The sequence below is a fragment of the Pseudomonas sp. NBRC 111139 genome, assembly GCF_001753955.1.
In the GTDB taxonomy this organism is placed as follows: domain Bacteria; phylum Pseudomonadota; class Gammaproteobacteria; order Pseudomonadales; family Pseudomonadaceae; genus Aquipseudomonas; species Aquipseudomonas alloputida.
Window position 1 is genome coordinate 63,239 of the sequence record NZ_BCBP01000015.1, and the last position, 21,774, is coordinate 85,012.

At 63.0% G+C, this 21,774-nt stretch carries 19 protein-coding genes and 1 riboswitch; of the genes, 8 read left to right on the top strand and 11 right to left on the bottom strand.

Annotation, left to right across the window (positions count from 1 at the left end; all coding sequences use genetic code 11):
- Positions 1-45: 45 nt before the first annotated feature.
- The 5 genes from BJQ17_RS01270 to ahcY all read right to left on the bottom strand — a co-directional run bounded on the left by BJQ17_RS01270 (position 46) and on the right by ahcY (position 6,661).
- The gene (locus BJQ17_RS01270; protein WP_003249352.1) at positions 46-1,938 is read right to left on the bottom strand and encodes a DEAD/DEAH box helicase; all 1,893 of its coding nucleotides are present in this window, start codon (positions 1,936-1,938) and stop codon (positions 46-48) included.
- 218 nt (positions 1,939-2,156) lie between these two features.
- The gene (locus tag BJQ17_RS01275) at positions 2,157-2,945 is read right to left on the bottom strand and encodes an ABC transporter substrate-binding protein (protein ID WP_070095392.1); all 789 of its coding nucleotides are present in this window, start codon (positions 2,943-2,945) and stop codon (positions 2,157-2,159) included.
- 124 nt (positions 2,946-3,069) lie between these two features.
- A complete protein-coding gene (locus BJQ17_RS01280; protein ID WP_054888607.1) occupies positions 3,070-4,146 on the bottom strand; it encodes a hypothetical protein in 1,077 nt (358 codons plus the stop codon).
- Between the two features lie 93 nt (positions 4,147-4,239).
- A complete protein-coding gene (metF, locus tag BJQ17_RS01285) occupies positions 4,240-5,085 on the bottom strand; it encodes a methylenetetrahydrofolate reductase [NAD(P)H] (RefSeq protein WP_003249357.1) in 846 nt (281 codons plus the stop codon).
- A gap of 166 nt (positions 5,086-5,251) precedes the next feature.
- Positions 5,252-6,661 carry an adenosylhomocysteinase gene (ahcY, locus tag BJQ17_RS01290; RefSeq protein WP_003249358.1) on the bottom strand — a complete coding sequence of 470 codons (1,410 nt, stop codon included), beginning with the start codon at positions 6,659-6,661 and terminating at the stop codon, positions 5,252-5,254.
- 20 nt (positions 6,662-6,681) lie between these two features.
- Positions 6,682-6,778, bottom strand: a riboswitch (S-adenosyl-L-homocysteine riboswitch).
- Positions 6,779-6,956: 178 nt separating this feature from the next.
- Here ahcY and BJQ17_RS01295 point away from each other — a divergent pair.
- On the top strand, positions 6,957-7,358 hold the full coding sequence (locus tag BJQ17_RS01295) for an acyl-CoA thioesterase (protein WP_003249362.1): 402 nt from the start codon (positions 6,957-6,959) through the stop codon (positions 7,356-7,358).
- Between the two features lie 112 nt (positions 7,359-7,470).
- Here the strand turns inward: BJQ17_RS01295 and BJQ17_RS01300 are convergent, their stop codons facing one another.
- On the bottom strand, positions 7,471-8,706 hold the full coding sequence (locus BJQ17_RS01300) for a sodium:proton antiporter (protein ID WP_003249364.1): 1,236 nt from the start codon (positions 8,704-8,706) through the stop codon (positions 7,471-7,473).
- A gap of 192 nt (positions 8,707-8,898) precedes the next feature.
- On the opposite strand from BJQ17_RS01300, the gene BJQ17_RS01305 reads away from it, so the two are divergent.
- Together BJQ17_RS01305 and BJQ17_RS01310 are read left to right on the top strand one after the other, a co-directional pair.
- A complete protein-coding gene (locus tag BJQ17_RS01305; protein WP_003249366.1) occupies positions 8,899-9,732 on the top strand; it encodes an EamA family transporter in 834 nt (277 codons plus the stop codon).
- A gap of 28 nt (positions 9,733-9,760) precedes the next feature.
- Complete coding sequence (locus tag BJQ17_RS01310; RefSeq protein WP_003249368.1) at positions 9,761-10,147, top strand: MAPEG family protein; 387 nt, start codon at positions 9,761-9,763, stop codon at positions 10,145-10,147.
- 50 nt (positions 10,148-10,197) lie between these two features.
- Here the strand turns inward: BJQ17_RS01310 and BJQ17_RS01315 are convergent, their stop codons facing one another.
- Positions 10,198-11,349 (bottom strand): murein transglycosylase A, encoded by a 1,152-nt coding sequence (locus BJQ17_RS01315; RefSeq protein WP_070095393.1) that lies wholly within the window; start codon positions 11,347-11,349, stop codon positions 10,198-10,200.
- Positions 11,350-11,468: 119 nt separating this feature from the next.
- Between BJQ17_RS01315 and BJQ17_RS01320 the strand changes: the two genes are divergently transcribed.
- Positions 11,469-11,927: a cytochrome c gene (locus BJQ17_RS01320; protein ID WP_003249371.1), complete on the top strand. Its 459-nt coding sequence runs from the start codon at positions 11,469-11,471 to the stop codon at positions 11,925-11,927.
- 185 nt (positions 11,928-12,112) lie between these two features.
- Here BJQ17_RS01320 and BJQ17_RS01325 read toward each other — a convergent pair whose 3' ends face one another.
- The 4 genes from BJQ17_RS01325 to BJQ17_RS01340 all read right to left on the bottom strand — a co-directional run bounded on the left by BJQ17_RS01325 (position 12,113) and on the right by BJQ17_RS01340 (position 16,768).
- On the bottom strand, positions 12,113-12,505 hold the full coding sequence (locus BJQ17_RS01325) for a DUF1090 domain-containing protein (protein WP_003249372.1): 393 nt from the start codon (positions 12,503-12,505) through the stop codon (positions 12,113-12,115).
- A 132-nt stretch (positions 12,506-12,637) separates the two neighbouring features.
- Entirely contained in the window at positions 12,638-14,338 is a 1,701-nt protein-coding gene (gene ligB, locus BJQ17_RS01330) for an NAD-dependent DNA ligase LigB (RefSeq protein WP_070095394.1), read from the bottom strand.
- A 228-nt stretch (positions 14,339-14,566) separates the two neighbouring features.
- Positions 14,567-15,757: a methionine adenosyltransferase gene (metK, locus tag BJQ17_RS01335; RefSeq protein WP_003249375.1), complete on the bottom strand. Its 1,191-nt coding sequence runs from the start codon at positions 15,755-15,757 to the stop codon at positions 14,567-14,569.
- 18 nt (positions 15,758-15,775) lie between these two features.
- Complete coding sequence (locus BJQ17_RS01340) at positions 15,776-16,768, bottom strand: metalloregulator ArsR/SmtB family transcription factor (RefSeq protein ID WP_003249377.1); 993 nt, start codon at positions 16,766-16,768, stop codon at positions 15,776-15,778.
- 251 nt (positions 16,769-17,019) lie between these two features.
- Here BJQ17_RS01340 and tkt point away from each other — a divergent pair, with 251 nt between their 5' ends.
- The 4 genes from tkt (at position 17,020) to BJQ17_RS01360 (ending at position 21,696) form a co-directional block, all read left to right on the top strand.
- Positions 17,020-19,017, top strand: a complete 1,998-nt coding sequence (gene tkt / locus BJQ17_RS01345; protein ID WP_070095395.1) for a transketolase — start codon at positions 17,020-17,022, stop codon at positions 19,015-19,017.
- A gap of 190 nt (positions 19,018-19,207) precedes the next feature.
- A complete protein-coding gene (gene epd / locus BJQ17_RS01350; protein ID WP_004576615.1) occupies positions 19,208-20,269 on the top strand; it encodes an erythrose-4-phosphate dehydrogenase in 1,062 nt (353 codons plus the stop codon).
- A 12-nt stretch (positions 20,270-20,281) separates the two neighbouring features.
- Positions 20,282-21,445, top strand: coding sequence for a phosphoglycerate kinase (locus tag BJQ17_RS01355; protein ID WP_070095396.1), 1,164 nt, complete (start codon positions 20,282-20,284; stop codon positions 21,443-21,445).
- A complete protein-coding gene (locus BJQ17_RS01360) occupies positions 21,445-21,696 on the top strand; it encodes a hypothetical protein (RefSeq protein ID WP_003249384.1) in 252 nt (83 codons plus the stop codon). The genes BJQ17_RS01355 and BJQ17_RS01360 overlap by 1 nt, the downstream gene beginning before the upstream one ends.
- Positions 21,697-21,774 lie beyond the last annotated feature (78 nt).

The window sequence follows — 21,774 nt, forward strand, 5'->3', positions numbered from 1 at the left end:
CTTGTGTCGTGATAGGGCTGCCAAGCAGCCCCCTCGGTACTTCTATCAGCCCTTGCGGGTCAGCAGCGCCGGGCGCTCACCGCGTGGGCGGCTTGGCAGGTCATCCAGTTGCTCAGGCGTCGGGAAGCGGTCCAGTTTGGACTCCTTGCGAATGATCACTGGCTGTTTTTCCGGCTGACGCGGGTTGCGCACGGCCGGCTCTTGCCGGGCAGCATCGTCACGCGCAGGGCGACCACGGCCACCGCCGCCATCACGACGGGCACCGCCACCGTTGTTGGCACGGGGCGGGCGTTTCTCTCCGCCGGCACTGCCACCACTGCGTGGCTGGCCGCCATTGCGGGCTTGGCCTTGGCCGCCAGCGTTGCTGCGTTGACCATTGCCTTGCCCCTGACCTTGGCCAGCACCACCTGGGCGACGGTTGCGGCCCTGGTTTTTGCCCTGGTACGGACTGACATAGTCGGCGCGGTTACCGAAGTTATCGACTTCGTCGTCCAGGAACTCTTCCGGGTCGCGGTCTGCTGGCGGTTTCGGCACGCCGTTATTGCTGGCCTGCTGTGGGCGTGGCTTCTTGTCACGCGGCTTGCGCGGCTGCTGCTGCTTGTCGCCGCTCTTTTCCTTGTCGTCCGGCTTGGCCGCAGCTGGCTGCCTGGCTTTGCCTTTGTCCTTGCCTTTGTCCTTGCGGCCGCCGTTGCTGTCTTTGGCACCTTCGCCACGGGCTTGCTGGTTGCGGCCACCGCGGCCGTTGTTTTGCGGGCGCTCGCGTGTTTCAGGCTTCTCGGCTTCGACCTGGCTGGCGTCGAAGCCCATCAGGTCGCCATCCGCGATGCGCTGCTTGGTCACCCGCTCGATGCTCTTGAGCAGCTTTTCTTCATCTGGCGCGACCAGGGAAATAGCTTCGCCCGAACGACCGGCACGGCCGGTACGGCCAATGCGGTGGACGTAGTCTTCCTCGACATTCGGCAGCTCGAAGTTGACAACGTGGGGCAACTGGTCGATGTCCAGGCCGCGGGCAGCGATGTCGGTGGCGACCAGTACGCGCACGCTGTTGGCCTTGAAATCGGCCAAAGCCTTGGTGCGGGCGTTCTGGCTCTTGTTGCCGTGGATCGCGGCGGCGGTCAGGCCTTGCTTTTCCAGGTACTCGGCCAGGCGGTTGGCACCGTGCTTGGTTCGGGTGAACACCAACACCTGTTCCCAGGCGCCCAGGGTGATCAGGTGCGCCAGCAGGGCACGCTTGTGGCTGGCAGGCAGTCGGTACACCCGCTGCTCGATACGCTCGACGGTGGTGTTCGGTGGGGTGACCTCGATACGCTCCGGGTTGTGCAGGAGCTTGTCGGCGAGGTCGGTGATGTCCTTGGAGAAGGTGGCCGAGAACAGCAGGTTCTGCCGCTTGGCTGGCAGGCGGGCGAGCACCTTCTTGACGTCGTGGATGAAGCCCATGTCGAGCATGCGATCGGCTTCATCAAGTACCAGGATTTCCACGTGGGCCAGGTCGACCTTGCCTTGGCCGGCCAGGTCGAGCAGGCGGCCTGGGCAGGCGACCAGCACATCAACGCCTTTGGCAATGGCCTGGATCTGCGGGTTCATGCCAACGCCGCCGAAGATGCAGGCGCTGACCAGTGGCAGGTCACGGGCATAGACCTTGAAACTGTCATGCACCTGGGCTGCCAGTTCGCGGGTCGGTGTCAGGACCAGTACGCGAGGCTGGCGTGGGCCGTGGCGCTGCGATTTGTCGGGATGGCCGGCCGGGAACAGGCGCTCGAGAATCGGCAGGGCGAAGCCGCCGGTTTTACCCGTACCTGTCTGTGCGGCAACCATCAGGTCGCGGCCTTGCAACACGGCGGGAATGGCCCGCTGTTGCACGGGGGTCGGCTGGGTGTAGCCCGCAGCCTCGATAGCGCGGACAAGAGCCTCGGAGAGACCGAGGGAAGCAAAGGACATGGGCGATCCTGTTCTCGTGTGGGCTGGGCCCGTTGGGATGTTCTGCCTGGCGCGACGGGCATCGGTGAAATGCGATCGCGTCCGGTCCAGCTGGGCTTTCACTGCACATCCGGGAAACGGAGGCTGGACGCGAAGGGGCGTCGGTGCCGATCGGGATGCCTGTTGCGAGGCCGAGCGTCCGGGCGTGAGCCGGGCGGGAAGGCCCGAGTATAACAGAGCTATCGCGCTGTGCTGCTTTCCTGCTGCTCAACGGCGTTGAGAATGTTTCCAGTGTCGCTTGTATAGCGGTTGCTGATCGCTGCATAGGCCGGTTCCTGCTTGAACCGCTGCAGCTCTTCGGCAAAGGCCACGGCCAGTGCCTCGCGCCCAGGCTTGCGCACCAGGCCCAAATACTGCGCCTGGCGGCTGACTACCAGCGGCAGTTCTTCGACTTGCTGTTGCAGGCCGAGCTGGCGGAGCAGGTAATGCCCGACCCTGCGGTCGGTGATCGCCAGGTCGATACGGCCCAGCACCAGCTTGCCGAAGTTGGCTTCGTGGGTGGGTGCGGCTTCGCGCTTGAAGTGCGGGGCCTCGGTGAACGCTTTACCGTAGGTGTAGCCGGGCGATGTGCCGACGGTGAGGCCGGCGAGGTCGTCCAGGTGGGTGACGGCATGGCGGCGCGAGCGGCTTTGGAACAGGACGAATTCGACTTCCGACATAGGTTCGGAGCCATACACCATGTAGGGTTGGCGCGCGTCCGTCTGGAAAATGTCGAGAATGCCATCGGCAAGGCCCTGCTCAGCCATCGCCAAGCAGCGCTTCCAAGGCAGGAATTGCCACTCCACCTCGACGCCGAGGCGTGCGAAGACCTGGCTGGCGACTTCGTAGTCGATGCCGCGCGGTTGGCCGTTGTGCTGAAACACATAAGGTGCCCAATCGTCGGTTACCAGGCGCAAGCGTTCGCCCAGAGCCAACGGGCTCAGGCAAACGAGCAGGAGGGTCCAGAACAGACGGGCGATATGTGGCATGGCCGGAGATTACGCGCTCGGCCGGTGTACGGTAAAGGCATGCACGATCGTTGTGGGAGCGGGCGTGCCCGCGAACACCGGCGAAGCCGGTAGCAACGATCGGGTTGCCCTCTTCGCGGGCACATCAGGCTTGAGTGGTTCGCAGCAGATGCGCCTCGATATCCTTGCGCCGCTCGCCCAGCGATAGCCGTAGCCCCGGATGGCGCAGGCACTGACGCAGCCGCTCGGGCTCCATGTAGCCGTAGCGGTCATTGAGGTTTTCCAGGGCCTTGTCCCACCAGGCGGACGCGCAGGCGCGGTCGAACTCATTGGGGTAGGGGTAGCAGCCATAGAGCAATTCGCGGGCGAACTGGCGCTCGTGGCTGGGCAGGGTCAGGCTCAGCGCTTTGTAACCCAGACGGTGCAGGGTGGGTGGTCGCGGCAGTTGGTCGTTGACCAGCGCAACGTCGGCCAGGGCCGAGGGGCTGAGTGGGTCGTGGTCGTGCTTGCGCAGCCAGGCCTGGATCTTGGCGCGGAACTGCGCCTTCCGGCTCCAGTAGTGATGGATGACATCGGTACACTCGGCCAGCTCCAGGTTGCGGTAGGCCGCCACTGCCAGGCAGAACTCCTCAAGGGTATAGGCCTCGCGAGCCAAGGGGTAGAATTCGTCCATCATGGCGATGGAGCGGTCCAGGGTGCCGCAGTCCTCGGCAGTGAGGCCGATAACGCCGGAATTGACGAGCGGCATCTGGCAGTCGGCCAGTCCCCGGGACTCGAGAAGGGTCAGTAGGTTTTTGTACAACAGGCACTTCTGGTCAGCGCCGTAGCGTGTGCCGATGGCGTTGCACAGCAGGCGGTTGGGCGCCACACGGGCGAACAGGTGCAACGGTGAAGTGCGGAAGAAGGTGTCTGTATCGATCAGTACTGCCAGCGGGTGTTGCTGCAGTACCTGGCGCAACAGCACATGCTTGCTGCGAAAGTGATAACCGTGCGGGGCATTCCATGCCTGGCGCGTGGCCTCGTCCAGCAGGTGGACGGTGACGGGCAGCTTGGCGTAGGGCTGCGCATTGTCGGTGTAAACCTGGATGTCCATGGCCTCGCCGGCTGCGCTGCCCAACTGGGCGAGGGCGCTGACGATGCTGAAGCAGGCTTCCTGATGGTAGGTTGCCGAGCCAAAAGCCAGGTAAACAAGCTGTGGGCGCGAAGGTTGGGGGTGCTGCATGGCAGGCGAGACCTGTTTAACCCGAAATTGAATAAGGCTTTAGTCTATGACCAAAGCCTTAATCATTTCTTAAACAGACTTTGCCAAAAGATTTCAGCGCGGCAGTTTCAGGTTGTTCCAGATCGCCAGGCTCGGTTCAGCCTGGTTCAAGGTATAGAAGTGCAGGCCCGGCGCGCCGCCTTGCAACAGCTGTTCGCACATGCGGGTAATCACTTCTTCGCCAAAGGCCTGGATGCTGGCGGTGTCGTCGGCATAGGCTTCCAGCTGCTTACGGATCCAGCGCGGGATCTCGGCACCACAGGCATCGGAGAAGCGGGCCAGCTTGCTGTAGTTGGTGATCGGCATGATGCCCGGCACCACCGGAATGTCCACGCCCAGCTTCTGTGCACGCTCGACGAAGTAGAAGTAGCTGTCGGCGTTGAAGAAGTACTGGGTGATGGCGCTGTCGGCACCGGCCTTGACCTTGTGCACAAAGTTGGCCAGGTCCGCCTCGAAGTTGCGCGCCTGCGGGTGCATTTCCGGGTAGGCAGCCACTTCCAGGTGGAAGTGATCAGCGGTTTCCTGGCGGATGAACTCGACCAGGTCACTGGCATAGCGCAGTTCACCACTGGCCATGCCCATGCCCGACGGCAGGTCGCCGCGCAGGGCGACGATACGTTTGATGCCGGCGGCCTTGTACTCGGCCAACAGGGCGCGCAATTCGGCCTTGGTGTCGCCCACGCACGACAGGTGCGGCGCGGCAGGTATCTTCACTTCGCTTTCCAGCTGCAGCACGGTATTGAGCGTGCGGTCGCGGGTCGAGCCACCGGCACCGTAGGTGCAGGAGAAGAAGTCCGGGTTATAGGTGGCCAGCTGGCGGGCGACGCCCATCAGCTTTTCGTGACCGGCGTCGGTCTTGGTCGGGAAGAACTCGAAACTGTAGCGGCGTTCTTGTGACATCAGGCGTTCCTCTGGCAACAAGCGTCTAGCGGCAAGCTGCAAGTAAAAGCCAGATCGGTGATGGCCGGTCTGGCTTGGGCGTCGTTCAAGATCTGTGTTTCTGGAGCTGCAAGTGGCAACGGCACGGTATGCCTTTGCTTGCCACTTGCAGCTTCAAGCTTGCCGCTTAGTAGCGGTAGGCGTGCGGCTTGAACGGGCCTTCGACAGTCACGCCGATGTAGTCGGCTTGCTGCTTGGTCAGCTGGGTGACCACGCCGCCGAAGCCGCGGACCATTTCCAGGGCCACTTCTTCGTCGAGTTTCTTCGGCAGTACTTCAACGGTCAGGCGCTCGGCTTTCTTTTCGGCCGACAGGTCAGCGAACTTCTGCTCGAACAAGAAGATCTGTGCCAGAACCTGGTTGGCGAACGAGCCGTCCATGATGCGGCTTGGGTGGCCAGTGGCGTTGCCCAGGTTGACCAGGCGGCCTTCGGCCAGCAGGATCAGGTAGTCGTCGTTCTGCGGGTCGAAGCTGCCAGCGCCGGTACGGTGGATCTTGTGAACCTGCGGCTTGACCTCTTCCCAGGCCCAGTTCTTGCGCATGAAGGCGGTGTCGATCTCGTTGTCGAAGTGGCCGATGTTGCAGACTACGGCACGCTTTTTCAGGGCCTTGAGCATGTTGGCGTCGCAGACGTTGACGTTACCGGTGGTGGTCACGATCAGGTCGATCTTGCCCAGCAGAGCCTTGTCGATGCTGGCCTCGGTGCCGTCGTTGATACCGTCGATGAACGGCGAGACCAGCTCGAAGCCGTCCATGCAGGCCTGCATGGCGCAGATTGGGTCAACTTCGGAAACCTTGACGATCATGCCTTCCTGACGCAGGGACTGGGCCGAGCCCTTGCCCACGTCACCGTAGCCGATCACCAGGGCCTGCTTGCCCGACAGCAGGTGGTCGGTACCACGCTTGATGGCATCGTTCAGGCTGTGACGGCAGCCGTACTTGTTGTCGTTCTTGCTCTTGGTGACCGAGTCGTTGACGTTGATCGCCGGGACTTTCAGCTCGCCCTTGGCCAGCATGTCCAGCAGGCGGTGTACGCCGGTGGTGGTCTCTTCGGTCACGCCGTGCACACGGTCCAGTACCTGCGGGTACTTCTTGTGCAGCAGTTCGGTCAGGTCACCACCGTCGTCGAGGATCATGTTGGCGTCCCATGGCTGGCCATCTTTCAGGATGGTCTGCTCCAGGCACCACTCGTACTCTTCTTCGGTTTCACCTTTCCAGGCGAACACCGGGATGCCGGCGGCGGCGATCGAGGCGGCGGCCTGGTCTTGAGTCGAGAAGATGTTGCAGGACGACCAGCGCACTTCGGCACCCAGGGCAACCAGGGTTTCGATCAGCACGGCGGTCTGGATGGTCATGTGGATGCAGCCCAGGATCTTCGCACCCTTGAGCGGTTGCTCGGCCAGGTACTTGCGACGCAGGCCCATCAGCGCAGGCATTTCCGATTCGGCAATGATGGTTTCGCGACGGCCCCAGGCGGCCAGGGAGATGTCGGCGACTTTGTAATCGGTAAAACCAGCAGGCATGTTTGCAGCGCTCATGAGAGCCTCCATTCGTAATGTGCGAATGGGCGCCGTTGTGCGTTAAGCGCTCGCGGGAGCGAGCAACGCCCCATCCGAGCCTGACAGGCCTAGCCTGCTGCAGCGCCCCTCGGACAGGTGGCGGGCATGGCACCGCTGTGGGCAACCATGTAAAACGGCGCAGATTATAGCTGCCCCCGCCGGCTTGCCCAAGGTTTTCCGTCGATTAATCGCGACGATAGTCGATGTTCAATGGAGCGAAGGCAGCCGCTCTGCCATCATTGCTACACGTTAGCCAAGCAGGTCAGGAGTACAGATGAACTTTCACACCCGCAAGTGGGTTAAACCCGAAGACCTCAACCCCAATGGCACCCTGTTCGGTGGCAGCCTGTTGCGCTGGATCGATGAAGAGGCGGCGATCTACGCCATCGTCCAGCTGGGCAACCAGCGTGTGGTGACCAAGTACATGTCGGAAATCAACTTCGTCAGTGCTTCGCGTCAGGGTGACATCATCGAGCTGGGCATCACCGCTACCGCGTTCGGCCGCACCTCGATCACCCTCAAGTGCGAAGTGCGTAACAAGATCACCCGCAAGAGCATTCTGACTGTCGACAAGATGGTGTTCGTCAACCTGGGTGAGGATGGCTTGCCGGCAGCCCATGGGCGCACCGAGATCAAGTATGTGCAGGACCAGTTCCCGGATTCGGCAGTCGAATAGATTCTGGTTGCCTGTGCCGGCCTCTTCGCGGGTGAACCCGCTCCTACAGGGGTACGCAAACCTGTAGGAGCGGGTTTACCCGCGAATGGGCCGCAAAGCGGCCCCGGCATTCTCAAGGCTGGGCGCTGACCTTGCGCACCACCCGCCCAATGCTCAACCCCTGCACCAGAATCGACGACAACACCACGATGTAGGTGATCGACAGCAGCAGGTCCCGTTCCTCGCCCAGCGGTAGCGACAGTGCAAGTGCCACCGACACGCCACCGCGCAGGCCACCCCAGGTCAGCACCCGCACCGTGCCTTTGGGCACCGGGCGCCAGCGCCGCAGCAGCACGATCGCCGGGGCCACCGTCAGCAGGCGCGACAGCAGCACTGCCAGCGCCAGCACGCCGCCGGCCGCCAGGTGCATCCAGTTGAACGGCAGCAGCAACAGCTCCAGGCCGATCAATGCGAACAGCAGCGCATTGAGCATGTCGTCGATCAGTTCCCAGAAACCGTCCATGTAACGGCGGGTCATGTCATTCATCGCCAGGTTGCGCCCCAGGTTGCCGATGATCAGGCCAGCCACCACCATGGCGATCGGTGCCGACACATGCAGTTCGTAGCACATCGCCGAACCACCGATGACCAACGCCAGGGTCAGCATGACTTCCACCTGGTACTGCTCGACACTCTTGATCATCCGGTAGGTGGCGTAGCCGATCAGGCCACCGAACACCACGCCGCCAATGGCCTCGCGGGCGAACAGGATCGCCGTGTCGGCCATGCTCGGTGTTTCACCCAGCTGGATGATGCCCAGCAACACGGTGAATACCACGACTGCCGTGCCGTCGTTGAACAGTGACTCGCCGACGATGGTGGTTTTAAGCGGTTTGGGCGCATTGGCAGTACGCAGCGCGCCAAGCACGGCAATCGGGTCGGTCGGTGAGATCAGTGCACCGAACAGCAGGCAGTAGATCAGGGGGACCTGCCAGCCGAACAGGGCAAACACCCAATGCGCCAGGTAGCCGATGACCACGGTGGCGATCAGCACGCCCAAGGTGGCCAGCAGGCCGATCGGCCAGCGGTAGCTGCGCAGGTCGCTGAGGTTGACGTGCAGGGCGCCGGCAAACAGCAGGAACGCTAGCATCCAGTGCATGAGCAGGTCGTTGAAGTCGATCTGGTTCATCAGCCCTTCGACGCGTTCTTCTAGGCCAGGGAAGCCGATAAGGCTCAGGCCCTGCAACATCAGGGAAAACAGCAGCGCCGTAACCATCACACCGATGGCGGGTGGCAGGCCGATGAAGCGGTAGTTCACATAGGTCAGAAGTGTGGTGAGGCAGATAAACGCGGCAACTAATTCAAGCATCCCGAATCCTGTAACAGTGGCTTCCAAGTCGTTACCCGAGTGACTCGGGCAGTTCTTTGATGACCTGGCACGGGGTTCGGGGCACAGGGTTTGACCGAATTCCTTGGAAACGTTCCCACACAAGAGGCGCACAGCGACGCTTGGGAACGCTATATATTCAACCTCCGAAAACCCTCACAAGGATACGAAGGCGTGTTGGCAACCTCTCTGGTGCTGGTGGCCGCCCTGCTGCATGCGACCTGGAATACATTGATCAAATTCAGCGGCGAGCGCTTGCTGGTCATTGCCAGCATGGACACGGTAGCGCTGGCCTTCGCGGTGCTGGCGGTGCCCTTCGTGGATGTTCCGCCTGCTGAAATCTGGCCTTGGTTGGTTGCTTCGGCACTGGCTGAGCAGTTGTACCGTTATTTGCTGATCCAGGCCTACCGCGTGGGCGACCTGGGGCTGGTCTATCCTCTGATGCGCGGGCTGTCGCCGTTGGTGGTGCTGGGGCTGACCCTGGCCTTTGCCGGGGAATCGCTGAGCCAGCAGCAGATCATCGGTATCCTGTTGATCCCCTGTGGCATGGCCTGTCTGTTGTGGCAGGGCGGCGGCGGTGACCGGCTACCATGGTCGATGCTGCCGGTGGTTGCCTTGATTGGCCTGTGCATTGGTTGCTACACCTGGTTCGACGGCCAGGCCGTGCGCCTGTGGGGCAAACCGTGGGATTACCTGGTCTGGCTGACCCTGCTCAGCGCCTGGCAATTCCCGTTGTTGGCGAGCGTAGCGCGGCGGGCGCCATTCGTACTGTTCTGGCGAACCCAATGGCGCCTTGGGTTGGCGGTAGGGTTCTGCGTATTGTTCAGCTATGCCCTGGTGCTGTGGGCCATGCACCTGGGGTCTGTGGCCGAAGCGGCGGCACTGCGGGAATTGAGCGTGATCCTGGTGGTGCTGCTGGGTATGCGCTACCTCAAAGAACCTTTTGGCGGGCCGAGACTCCTAGCTTGCGGGCTGGTATTGGCCGGCATGCTGGTAATGAAGCTTTGACCTGAAGACTGAACAAGGAGTCCTGTCCATGACTGTTGCCCTGTGGTGCATCCTGATTGCCCTGCTGTTGAACCCGCTTTGTGCCTTGATCGCCAAGGCGAGCAGCGGCCGCTTCGGCCTCAAGGACAATCACGATCCGCGAGCCTTCCTCGATACCTTGTCGGGCCTGCCACGGCGTGCCCATGCTGCGCAGCAGAATGGCTACGAAGCGTTTCCGGCATTTGCTGCGGCGGTGCTTGTGGCAGATATCGTCGGCAATGCCGAGCAGGTGACCCAGGATGTACTGGGGGTGATGTATATCACCAGCCGCTTGCTTTACATCATCTGCTACCTGGCCGACTGGGCTGCCTTGCGGTCGCTGGTGTGGCTTGCCGGCTTGGCACTGATCGTGTCGTTCTTCGTGGTTTCCATCTGACACCGAGTGGCCTTCTTCGCGGGCAGCTCCCGCGAAGAAGGCAGCAACGGTCAAGGTACCTTGGGCACCTCAGGCAGTGGCTGGCCCTTGGGCCAGAGCATCCAGATCTGCCCTTGCTGCTTCATGTTCCCGGCCAGTTCGCCGGCTTCCGGCCCAGTGCCCCAGAACAGGTCGGCACGCACTTCGCCGGTAATCGCCCCGCCGGTGTCTTGCGCGCCAACCGGTCGTACCACCGGCGAGCCGTCCGGGCGTGTGGTAGACAGCCACAACAAGCTGCCCAGGGGAATCACCTTGCGGTCGATGGCCACGCTGTAGCCGGCGGTAAGCGGTACGTTCAGCGAGCCGCGCGGGCCTTCGTTGCTGTCCGGGCGGGTGCTGAAGAATACGTAGCTGGGGTTGCTGGCCAGCAGCTCTGGTACGCGCTGCGGGTTGGCCTGGGCCCAGGCATGAATGGCGCCCATGCTCACGTCTTCTTTTTTCAGCTGACCCTGCTCCACCAGCCAGCGGCCGATCGGCCGATAGGGGTGGCCGTTCTGGTCGGCGTAGCCCAGGCGCAGTTGACGGCCGTCTTCCAGTTGCACCCGGCCAGAACCCTGGATCTGCAGGAACTGCAGGTCCATCGGGTCGGTCAGCCAGGCCAGCACCGGTGCCTTGACGCCGTTACGGTTGATGACTTCGGCCGTGTCGTAGGGCTTGAGCACCCGACCCTCCAGACGGCCGCGCAGGCGTTTGCCCTTCAGTTCGGGGTACACGCTGGCCAGGTCGACCACGATCATGTCATCAGGGATGCCGTAGACCGCCACATGGTTGGTTGCCGATTGGCTCAGGCTGCCTGGGTAGACCGGCTCGTAGTAGCCGGTAATCAGGCCGTTGGCATTGTTCTCTGCAGAGCGCAGGCCGTACACCTGCAGGTTCTGTTCAAGGAAGGTACGCACTTGGGCGGCGCTGGCTGTGGCGCTGCCGGCCGCTTCGCAGGTGGCGGCCCACACCGGGTCGCGCTTGAGTTTTTCGCAGCCGTTGCGCCATGCATAAAAGCCGGCCAGCAGGTCTTCATCGCTGACCGCCGGCAAGTCTTTCCAAGTGGCCGGGGCATAGGTGGCGACAGCGTGGGGCTCGGGCTTGGCGCTCTCGCCGCCGTTGCAGCCGGCCAGCAAAGCCAGCACCGGCAGTGTCCAGGCCAGGTGGCGCAGGGCAGATTTCATGTGTGCATTCCTGTCATGAGCGAACATGAAGGTTCGCCCCTGTCTTTTATGTGGCTATTGGTGTTTGGCCCAGTGGCAGCGATACTGGCCGCCCATTTGCGTAGGCCGAAGTGAGCGTGATGTTGAAGCGATTGACCGTTGTTCTGCTGGCTGCACTTGCCCTGGTAGGGGCTTTGACGGGGTGTGACCGGGTTGACCCGAACTCGCCGCTGGGTAAACGCAAGGTGATCTTCAAGGACATGCTCAAGACCAGCGAAGACCTGGGGGGCATGCTGCGTGGCCGGTTGCCGTTCGACGGGGTAAAGTTTGCCGACGGTGCGCTGAAGCTGGACAGCCTGTCGCATCAGCCGTGGCAGCATTTTCCACAGGCGCGCGATGGTGGTGACAGCGCCGCCCGCGCCGACGTGTGGGAGCGCCAGGCGCGGTTTCATGACCTGGCTCGGCAGCTTGAAGGCGTCACCGGCGAACTGGTTGATGCCACCCGCAATCAGCCACTGGATGCTGCGCAACTGAAGGCACCGATGGACAAGGTCGAGGCTGCGTGCAAGGCCTGTCATAGCGAATTTCGTAATCATTGAATGGCTGTGCTTGCGCAAACCTTCGGGGCTTGTACAAATTCCTGTGGGAGCGGCCTTGTGTCGCGATAGGGCCGCTCAGCGGCCCCAGGATTTCAGCAAAAATGCATGCATAGCTGGAGCCGTCGCGCGGCCCTATCGCGACACAAGGCCGCTCCCACAAAGACCAGGCTTGCCGGCCAGATGCCTTAGCGGTCGAGATCGTCGACCGCTTCCTGCAGCTCTTTACGCGACTCGGCCAGCTTGTCCTTGCGCTTGTTGATCTTCTCGGCGTCGCCTTTCTTCTCTGCCTTCTTCAAGTCCTTTTCCCGCTGCGCCACTTCGTGACGCGCATCGAGCACCTTCTGCTCACGTTCCTTGCGCAGGCTGGCGTCGGTGCAGTTGTCCACACCGCGCAGGGCTTCCTCCAGCCCTGCAACCTGGTCGCTGTTACCGTGGTCACGGGCAATTTTCAGCTGGTTTTCGATGGCGCTGCGCTTGGCGGCACAACCGGTCAGGCCGGCATCCGGCTGGGCAGCCTGAGCAGTACCCGCGGCCAGGCCCAGTGTTGCGAGCAGGAAAAGAGTCGAAATACGTTTCATGAAAAGCCTCCCTAACGGGGCGGGGCAGCAAAAGTTGGGGGAAATCCTGCCTTGGTTTTGCCCATTTAGAAACCCTTGATGAGGTTTTCTGCCGGAGTCTCGGGTTTTTCCTACGCACTATTTGGTAAAAAATCATTGCTCAATGCGCTGGGGTGGGGTCCGGAAACCTTCTATGCCGGCTTCGGCCAACTGTGCGGCAATGGCTTGCACCTCGGAGGCCGCGAAAAATTCCACAAGTTGGCGCGAGCGTTTTGCGCCGATGCCGGGCACGGTTTGCCATTGCCCGGCGCTGCGTGAAGCCAGCGCCTGCCAGTCGCCAGCCAGTGGCAAATGCTTGCCAATGGGCACGCCAAGGGCGCGCAGCCATTGATCGAAGGGGCGTGAGCGGGCTTCGTCGAAACTGCCCAGCAGGTGTGCCGCGGTGAGTCTGCTGATGCCGGGGGCCTGCTGCAGGCGCTCGGCATCGAGCTGCAGCCAATCGGTCATGGACGTTACCAAGCCAGCTTCGACCAGCCGACGCCATGTGCCGGGCCCGGTGCGGGGCAAAGCCAGGCCCTGTTTACCGCCAAGCCAGGTGAGGCGGGCAATGAACTGCTCATCACAGCCCTCGCTGGCTTGCCAGCAGCTGTGGGCATGATAGCGGTCGGGCGCAGGCGCGATGATCGCCTGGCGTTCGACCGTGCGATGCACAACTTGCTCCAGGCGTGGAATGGTCAGCCCGGCCAGGCTGATGGCCACCTGGTCGCCGGGGCGGATGTCGAGGGTGTGCCAGCGCGCCAGCGAACCCAGGCTTACCTGGGTAATCCGTCGGTCGTCCAGGGTTACCGGCAGCAAGTGCAACACGGGCGTGACCCTGCCGGTGCGGCCAACCCGAAAGCGCACGTCGCGTACTTCGGCCAAGGCTTGTGCATAGGGATACTTCCAGGCCGCGATCCAGTAGGGCGCCTTGGCCTGCCAGCGCTCGGCAGGTGGTCGGCTGCCCTGGCGCAGGATTACACCGTCGGTGGCGAAGGGCAGAGCAGAGCGATACCAGTGCTCGCGCCAGTGTGCTGCATCCTCCAGCGTGTCGATGGCGATGCTGTAAAGCTGGCTGTCCGGAAACCCCAGCCGTGCCAGCTGGGCGAGGCGTTCGGCCTGTTGCTCGGGGCCGTGCGGCCAGCCCCACACGAACAGGCCGATAGCGTTGCCTTGTGCGCCGGTCAGTTGCTTGCGTGCGAGCAGCCCTGCCACGGTACCCCGGGCGTTGGCGCTGCCTGCCTTGGCTTGCACATGTTCGTCCAGGCGCAGATACAGCTCACCTTGCAAGTGCAGGTCCACCGCCTCAGGCAACTGCCGGGTGACAGCGCCGAGCTGTGGGATGTGTCGGCTCCAGTCATGGCCGTGTAGACCGTCCCCCCGGCTGGTCAGCTGCACCAATCGGCCCTGTTGGTAGGTGAGGGAAACGGCTACGCCGTCGACCTTGGGCTGAACCCACACGCCGCTCTTGCCGGCCATCCATCGCGCCACGGCCTGGCGGTCTGCCAGCTTGTCGACACCGGTATGTGGCACGGGGTGGGGGACCGGGCCGCGAGCACTGGCCAAGGGTGAGGGGCTGGTGCCAACCGCGAAGCACTGCTGCAGGTGATTCAGGCGCTCGCGGCTCTGGTCGTACAGTTCGTCGGCCACCAGGGCTATGCCCTGACGATGGTAGTGCTCGTCCCATCGGGCAAGCGTGGCGCGCAGTTGCGCAACTTCGCCCTCGGCCTGTTGCGGGTTCCAGTGTGGGCATGAGGCAGCCCTGGCCAATGGGGTGTTCAGCGCAAATAGCAGGGCGAACAACAACAGGTACGGCATGGCCTGGCATCCTTGCATGGCGGGGAAGCGCTTAGCGTAGGCAGGTAGTGGGGCGGGCGGTGCGTGCAGTTGTCAGGTGATATTTCGCGGGTCCTCGTCTCCATTCCCGAAGCGGAGCAAGAAACGAGCGCGGCGCTCGATCTCTCGGGCGATGAAAATGCCGTGACAGGCACAAAAAAGCCCCTGCCGATCGCTCGGCAGGGGCTTTCGTCTGGCGCTGTAGGAGGCTTACAGGCCGGCAGCGTCACGCAGCGACTGGGCGCGGTCGGTGCGCTCCCAGGTGAAGGTGGTGAAGGTGTCGTCGCCGACAGTCTTCTGCTGCGGTGTGCGGCCGAAGTGGCCGTAGGCAGCGGTTTCCTGATACATCGGGTGCAGCAGGTCGAGCATGGTGGTGATGGCGTATGGACGCAGGTCGAAGCACTCACGCACCAGCTGGATGATCTTGTCGTCGGAGACCTTGCCGGTGCCGAAGGTGTTGATCGAGATGGAGGTCGGCTGGGCCACGCCGATGGCGTACGACACCTGGATCTCGCAACGCTCGGCCAGGCCGGCGGCGACGATGTTCTTGGCCACGTAGCGGCCGGCGTAGGCGGCAGAGCGGTCGACCTTGGACGGATCCTTGCCGGAGAACGCGCCACCACCGTGGCGGGCCATGCCGCCGTAGGAGTCGACGATGATCTTGCGGCCGGTCAGGCCACAGTCACCCACCGGGCCACCGATGATGAAGTTGCCGGTCGGGTTGATGTGGTACTGGGTGCCCTTGTGCAGCAGTTCGGCAGGCAGGGTGTGCTTGACGATCAGCTCCATCACGGCTTCTTGCAGGTCTTTCTGCGAAACCTCCGGGTTGTGCTGGGTCGACAGCACCACGGCGTCGATACCGACCACTTTGCCGTTCTCGTAGCGGCAGGTGACCTGCGACTTGGCGTCCGGGCGCAGCCATGGCAGCAGGCCGGACTTGCGCGCCTCGGCCTGGCGTTCTACCAGACGGTGCGAGAAGCAGATTGGTGCAGGCATCAGGACTTCGGTTTCGTTGCTGGCGTAGCCGAACATCAGGCCCTGGTCACCGGCGCCCTGGTCTTCCGGCTTGGAGCGGTCCACGCCCTGGGCGATGTCTACCGACTGTTTGCCGATGATGTTCATCACGGCGCAGGTGGCGCCGTCGAAGCCGACGTCGGAGCTGTTGTAGCCGATGTCGATGATGACTTTGCGCACCAGGTCTTCCAGGTCGACCCAGGCCGACGTGGTGACTTCGCCGGCGATGATGGCGACACCGGTCTTGACCAGGGTTTCGCAGGCTACGCGGGCGTATTTGTCCTGGGCGATGATGGCATCAAGGACTGCGTCCGAAATCTGGTCGGCGATCTTGTCCGGATGCCCTTCGGACACGGACTCGGAGGTGAAAAGGGAGTATTCGCTCATCTCGAAGGTTCCTGAAATTTACCGATGGTGTATGTCGCCAGCCGTCCGCTGAAAATGGCGGACCTGGATCTGGAAACCGTTACGCAAGCCCACGTACAGGCTGTCCGCATGGGCCAGCCCGGCAGCGTTGGCCCAGCGCGCCAGGTCATCCTGTTCGAAGCCCAGCCAGAGGTCGCCGCAGGCTTCGCGCGCCCACCCCTGGTCATGGCTGCACAGTTCGGTGACCAGCAGGCTGCCGCCTGCCTTCACCCGTTTGGCCAGCTGGCGCAAGGCCAGGGCCGGGTCGCTGAAATGGTGCAGCACCATGTTCAGCACAACGCAGTCGGCGGCCACATCCGTTGCACCCAGTGCATCGGCCAACTGCAGGTTCACGTTGTCGAGCCCTTCGCGCTGGCACACCTGGCGCGCAAGCTCGAGCATGGTAGGGCTGTTGTCCAGGGCGGTGACCTGGGCGAAGCGCCGGGCCAGGTCGGGCAGGAAGCCACCGTCGCCGGGCCCGACTTCCAGCGCGCTGGCGGCCGGGTCGAAATGCAGTTTGTCGAGCAGCGCCAGCAGGCTGTCGCGGTACTGCGGAAGGCCGGCGATCAGGTCCTGCTGGGCACGGAACTTCTCTTCCACGCGCAGGAAGAAGTCCTGGCTGGTGGCGGCCCGGCGCTGCTGTACATGGGCTATGCGCGCCTGCACATCGGGCGGCAGGGCCAGGTCGTCGACTTCTTCGAGCAGCGCCGCGTGCAGCCGCCCCCCCAGGCGCAGGCCATCGGGCAGGGCACGGCGGTAGAAGATGGCGTTGCCTTCGCGGCGGGTTGCCACGAGGTCGGCCTGAGCCAGCACCTTGAGATGATGGCTCATGCCCGACTGGCCGATGTCGAAGATCTGCGCCAGCTCCAGCACGCCGAACGAGTCGTTGGCCAGTGCGCGCAATACGTTCAGGCGCAACGCATCGCCACTGGCTTTGCACAGGGCGGCCAATGTTTCGCGTTGCTCGGGGATCGATTGCGCACGGAGGTTCATGGGGCGGCAGTCTAGACAGGCATCGATGCCCTAGCAAGGCCAATATCAAAAAGTTTTGATATTGGCGATGAGCTGCAAGCCGAAAGCCTCAAGTGACACGCTTTGGGGCGCCCCGAGTCGCGCTCTGCTTCTTCAGTTGCGGCTTAAAGCTGGCGCTTGGCGCTTAAATGTTTGCCCCAAGCGCCCCCAGTGGGCGAAAATGGCCGCCTTTTTCGTGACACCACCTATTCAAGCCCCCTAGGAGATCAGCGATGCCCAGCCGTCGTGAACGTGCCAACGCCATTCGTGCCCTCAGCATGGATGCCGTGCAAAAGGCCAACAGCGGCCACCCAGGTGCCCCCATGGGCATGGCGGATATCGCCGAAGTGCTTTGGCGCGACTACCTGAAGCACAACCCGAGCAACCCGAAGTTCGCCGACCGTGACCGCTTCGTGCTGTCCAACGGCCACGGTTCGATGCTGATCTACTCGCTGCTGCACCTGACCGGCTACGACGTCACCATCGATGACATCAAAGGCTTCCGCCAGCTGCACAGCCGCACCCCGGGCCACCCGGAGTACGGCTACACCCCAGGCGTTGAAACCACCACCGGCCCGCTCGGCCAGGGTATCGCCAACGCCGTGGGCTTCGCCCTGGCCGAAAAAGTACTGGCTGCCCAGTTCAACCGTGACGGCCACACCATCGTCGACCACAACACCTACGTGTTCCTCGGCGACGGCTGCATGATGGAAGGTATCTCCCATGAAGTCGCCTCGCTGGCCGGCACCCTGGGCCTGAACAAGCTGATCGCCTTCTATGACGACAACGGCATCTCCATCGATGGCGAAGTGCACGGCTGGTTCACCGACAACACCCCGGCGCGCTTCGAGGCCTACAACTGGCAGGTGATCCGCAACGTCGACGGCCACGATGCCGAAGAAATCAAGATGGCCATCGAGACCGCCCGCAAGAGCGATCGCCCGACCCTGATCTGCTGCAAGACCACCATCGGTTTCGGTTCGCCGAACAAGCAGGGCAAGGAAGACTGCCACGGTGCCCCGCTGGGCAACGACGAAATCGCCCTGACCCGCCAGGCCCTGAACTGGAACCACGGCCCGTTCGAAATCCCGGCCGACATCTACGCCGAGTGGGATGCCAAGGCCGCCGGTGCCAAGGCTGAAGCCGAGTGGAATCAGCGCTTCGACGCCTACGCCAAGGCCTACCCGGAGCTGGCTGCCGAGTTCAAGCGCCGTGCCAGCGGCGAGCTGCCGGCCGACTTCAGCGAAAAGGCCCAGGCCTACATCAACGAAGTGGCTGCCAAAGGCGAAACCATCGCCAGCCGCAAGGCCAGCCAGAACGCCCTGAACGCCTTCGGCCCGCTGCTGCCCGAGTTCCTCGGCGGTTCGGCTGACCTGGCCGGCTCCAACCTGACCCTGTGGAAAGGTTGCAAGGGCGTCGAAGCCAATGACGCCAGCGGCAACTACGTGTTCTACGGCGTGCGCGAGTTCGGCATGACCGCCATCATGAACGGCGTTGCCCTGCACGGTGGCCTGGTGCCTTACGGCGCGACCTTCCTGATGTTCATGGAATACGCCCGCAACGCGGTGCGCATGTCGGCCCTGATGAAGCAGCGCGTGATCCACGTGTACACCCACGACTCCATCGGTCTGGGCGAAGACGGCCCGACGCACCAGCCGATCGAGCAGCTGACCAGCCTGCGCAGCACCCCGAACCTGGACACCTGGCGCCCGGCCGACGCGGTGGAATCCGCCGTGTCCTGGAAAAACGCCCTGGAGCGCAAGGACGGCCCATCGGCGCTGATCTTCTCGCGCCAGAACCTGCAGCACCAGGACCGCGATGCCCAGCAGATCGCCGACATCAGCCGCGGTGGCTATGTGCTCAAGGACTGCGCCGGCGAGCCTGAACTGATTCTGATCGCCACCGGTTCCGAAGTGGGCCTGGCTGTTCAGGCTTTCGACAAGCTGACCGAGCAAGGCCGCAAGGTGCGCGTGGTTTCCATGCCGTGCACCAGCGTGTTCGATGCCCAGGACGCTGCCTACAAGCAGTCCGTGCTGCCGCTGGAAGTCGGTGCGCGCATCGCCATCGAAGCTGCCCACGCCGACTTCTGGTACAAGTACGTCGGCCTGGAAGGTCGTATCATCGGCATGACCACCTACGGTGAGTCGGCGCCGGCTTCGGCATTGTTCGAAGCGTTCGGCTTCACCCTGGAGAACATCCTCGGTACTGCCGAAGAGCTGCTGGAAGACTGATGTAACAAATGGAGGGCAGTGACGCCCTCCAGGTCGTGCAAGGGGAGGGCTTTGCCCTCCATCGCGACGCAAGGCCGCTCCCACAGAAACGGTGCTGTCCTCCGGATGGCGCGGTCCCTGTGGGAGCGGCCTTGCGTCGCGATGGGCCGCAACGCGGCCCCAAAGCCATCATGCGTTAGCGAGCCAACCAATGCCCCACCCGCGTCCCTACAAAGTTGCACTCAACGGTTATGGCCGTATCGGCCGCTGTGTCCTGCGCGCGCTGTTCGAGCGGGGGGCAAAGGCCGGTTTCGAGATCGTCGCGCTGAACGATCTGGCCGATCAGGCCAGCCTGGAATACCTGACACGCTTCGACTCCACCCACGGGCGTTTTCCCGGCGAGGTCAAGGTCGACGGCGACTGTCTGCACATCAATGGCGATTGCGTGAAGGTAATGCGCAGTGCCACCCCCGAAGGCATCGACTGGGCTGCGCTGGGCATCGACCTGGTGCTGGAGTGCTCCGGTGCCTATAACACCCGTGCCGATGGCCAGCGTTTCCTCGACGCCGGTGCGCCAAGGGTGCTGTTCTCGCAGCCCATGGCCAGCGAGGCCGACGTTGACGCCACGGTGGTCTACGGCATCAACCAGGCCTGCCTTACCGGCAACGAGCGCCTGGTGTCCAACGCCTCGTGCACCACCAACTGCGGCGTGCCGCTGCTGCGTGTGCTGGACCAGGCGTTCGGCATCGAATATGTGCAGATCACCACCATCCACTCGGCGATGAACGACCAGCCGGTGATCGATGCCTATCACCACGAAGACCTGCGCCGCACGCGTTCGGCCTTCCAGTCGGTGATTCCTGTGTCCACTGGCCTGGCGCGTGGCATCGAGCGCCTGCTTCCGGAACTTGCCGGGCGAATCCAGGCCAAAGCGGTACGTGTACCGACCGTCAACGTCTCGTGCCTGGACATCACCCTGCAGACTGCCCGCGACACCAGTGCGGCCGAAGTCAACCGAGTGCTGCGCGAGGCTGCGCTGGAAGGTCCGCTTAAAGGCTTGCTGGCTTACACCGAGCTGCCGCACGCCAGCTGTGATTTCAACCATGACCCACATTCGGCGATCGTCGATGCCAGCCAGACGCGTGTTTCCGGGCCCCGCCTGGTAAACCTGCTGGCCTGGTTCGACAACGAATGGGGTTTTGCCAACCGTATGCTCGACGTTGCCGAACACTTTCTGCACGTCGTTCACCCAACCCGCAACAAACAGCCCTGAAGGACTGCATTCATGACCGTGTTGAAGATGACCGACCTCGACCTGCAAGGTAAGCGCGTACTGATCCGCGAAGACCTCAACGTGCCTGTGAAGGACGGTGTGGTAGCCAGCGATGCGCGTATCCTGGCAGCGCTGCCGACCATCAAGCTGGCCCTGGAGAAGGGCGCAGCGGTAATGGTCTGCTCGCACCTGGGCCGCCCGACCGAAGGCGAATTCTCTGCCGAGAACAGCCTCAAGCCGGTCGCCGATTACCTGAGCAAGGCTCTGGGCCGTGACGTGCCGCTGGTTGCCGACTATCTGGACGGTGTCGCGGTACAGGCCGGTGAACTGGTGCTGTTCGAGAACGTGCGCTTCAACAAGGGCGAGAAAAAGAACGCCGACGAGCTGGCGCAGAAGTACGCTGCCCTGTGTGACGTGTTCGTCATGGACGCCTTCGGCACCGCCCACCGCGCCGAGGGTTCCACTCACGGTGTAGCCAAGTTTGCCAAAGTCGCTGCTGCAGGCCCGCTGCTGGCTGCCGAACTGGACGCCCTGGGCAAGGCCCTGAAGGCCCCGGCCAAACCAATGGCGGCCATCGTTGCCGGCTCCAAGGTATCCACCAAACTGGACGTGCTGAACAGCCTGAGCAGTGTTTGCGACCAGCTGATCGTCGGTGGCGGTATTGCCAACACCTTCCTGGCCGCTGCTGGCCACCCGGTGGGCAAGTCGCTGTACGAGCCTGACCTGGTCGACACCGCCAAGGCCATTGCCGCCAAGGTCAGCGTGCCGCTGCCAGTCGACGTGGTGGTTGCCAAGGAGTTTGCCGAGAGCGCCGAAGCCACCGTCAAGGCCATCGCCGACGTTGCTGCCGACGACATGATTCTGGACATCGGCCCGCAAACCGCGGCCAACTTCGCCGAGCTGCTGAAATCGTCGAAAACCATTCTGTGGAACGGCCCGGTGGGCGTGTTCGAATTCGATCAGTTCGGCAACGGCACCAAGGTACTGGCCGAGGCCATCGCCGACAGCGCCGCATTCTCCATCGCCGGTGGCGGTGACACCCTGGCCGCCATCGACAAATATGGCGTCAGCAAGGAAATCTCCTACATTTCTACCGGTGGTGGCGCCTTCCTCGAGTTCGTCGAGGGCAAGGTCCTGCCAGCTGTGGCAATCCTGGAAGAGCGGGCCAAGGCCTGATGACGTCGGCGCTTGGCAAAGGGAGTGGCCTGGTGGTCAAACAATTGCCTGTGATGATGCTTGCCGGTCTGCTGAGCGCTTGCGCGGGCAGCCCGGCCTCGGATGCCGACCCAGCGCAGTCGCACAAGGGCGGTTGCTATCAGTCCGACTGGCAGGCCGAGACTGTGCCGGTCATCGGCAAGCGCGTGGGCCCGGAAGGCCTGGAAAAGTACGACGAAGACCACCAGCGCAAGGCGCCGGGTTGCCCTTGATCGGGTAATAGGCAACCTGAACGCTGATTTGTGGTCTTGAGGAAGGGCTGCACAGCAGCCCCAAATCGAGGAAACTGA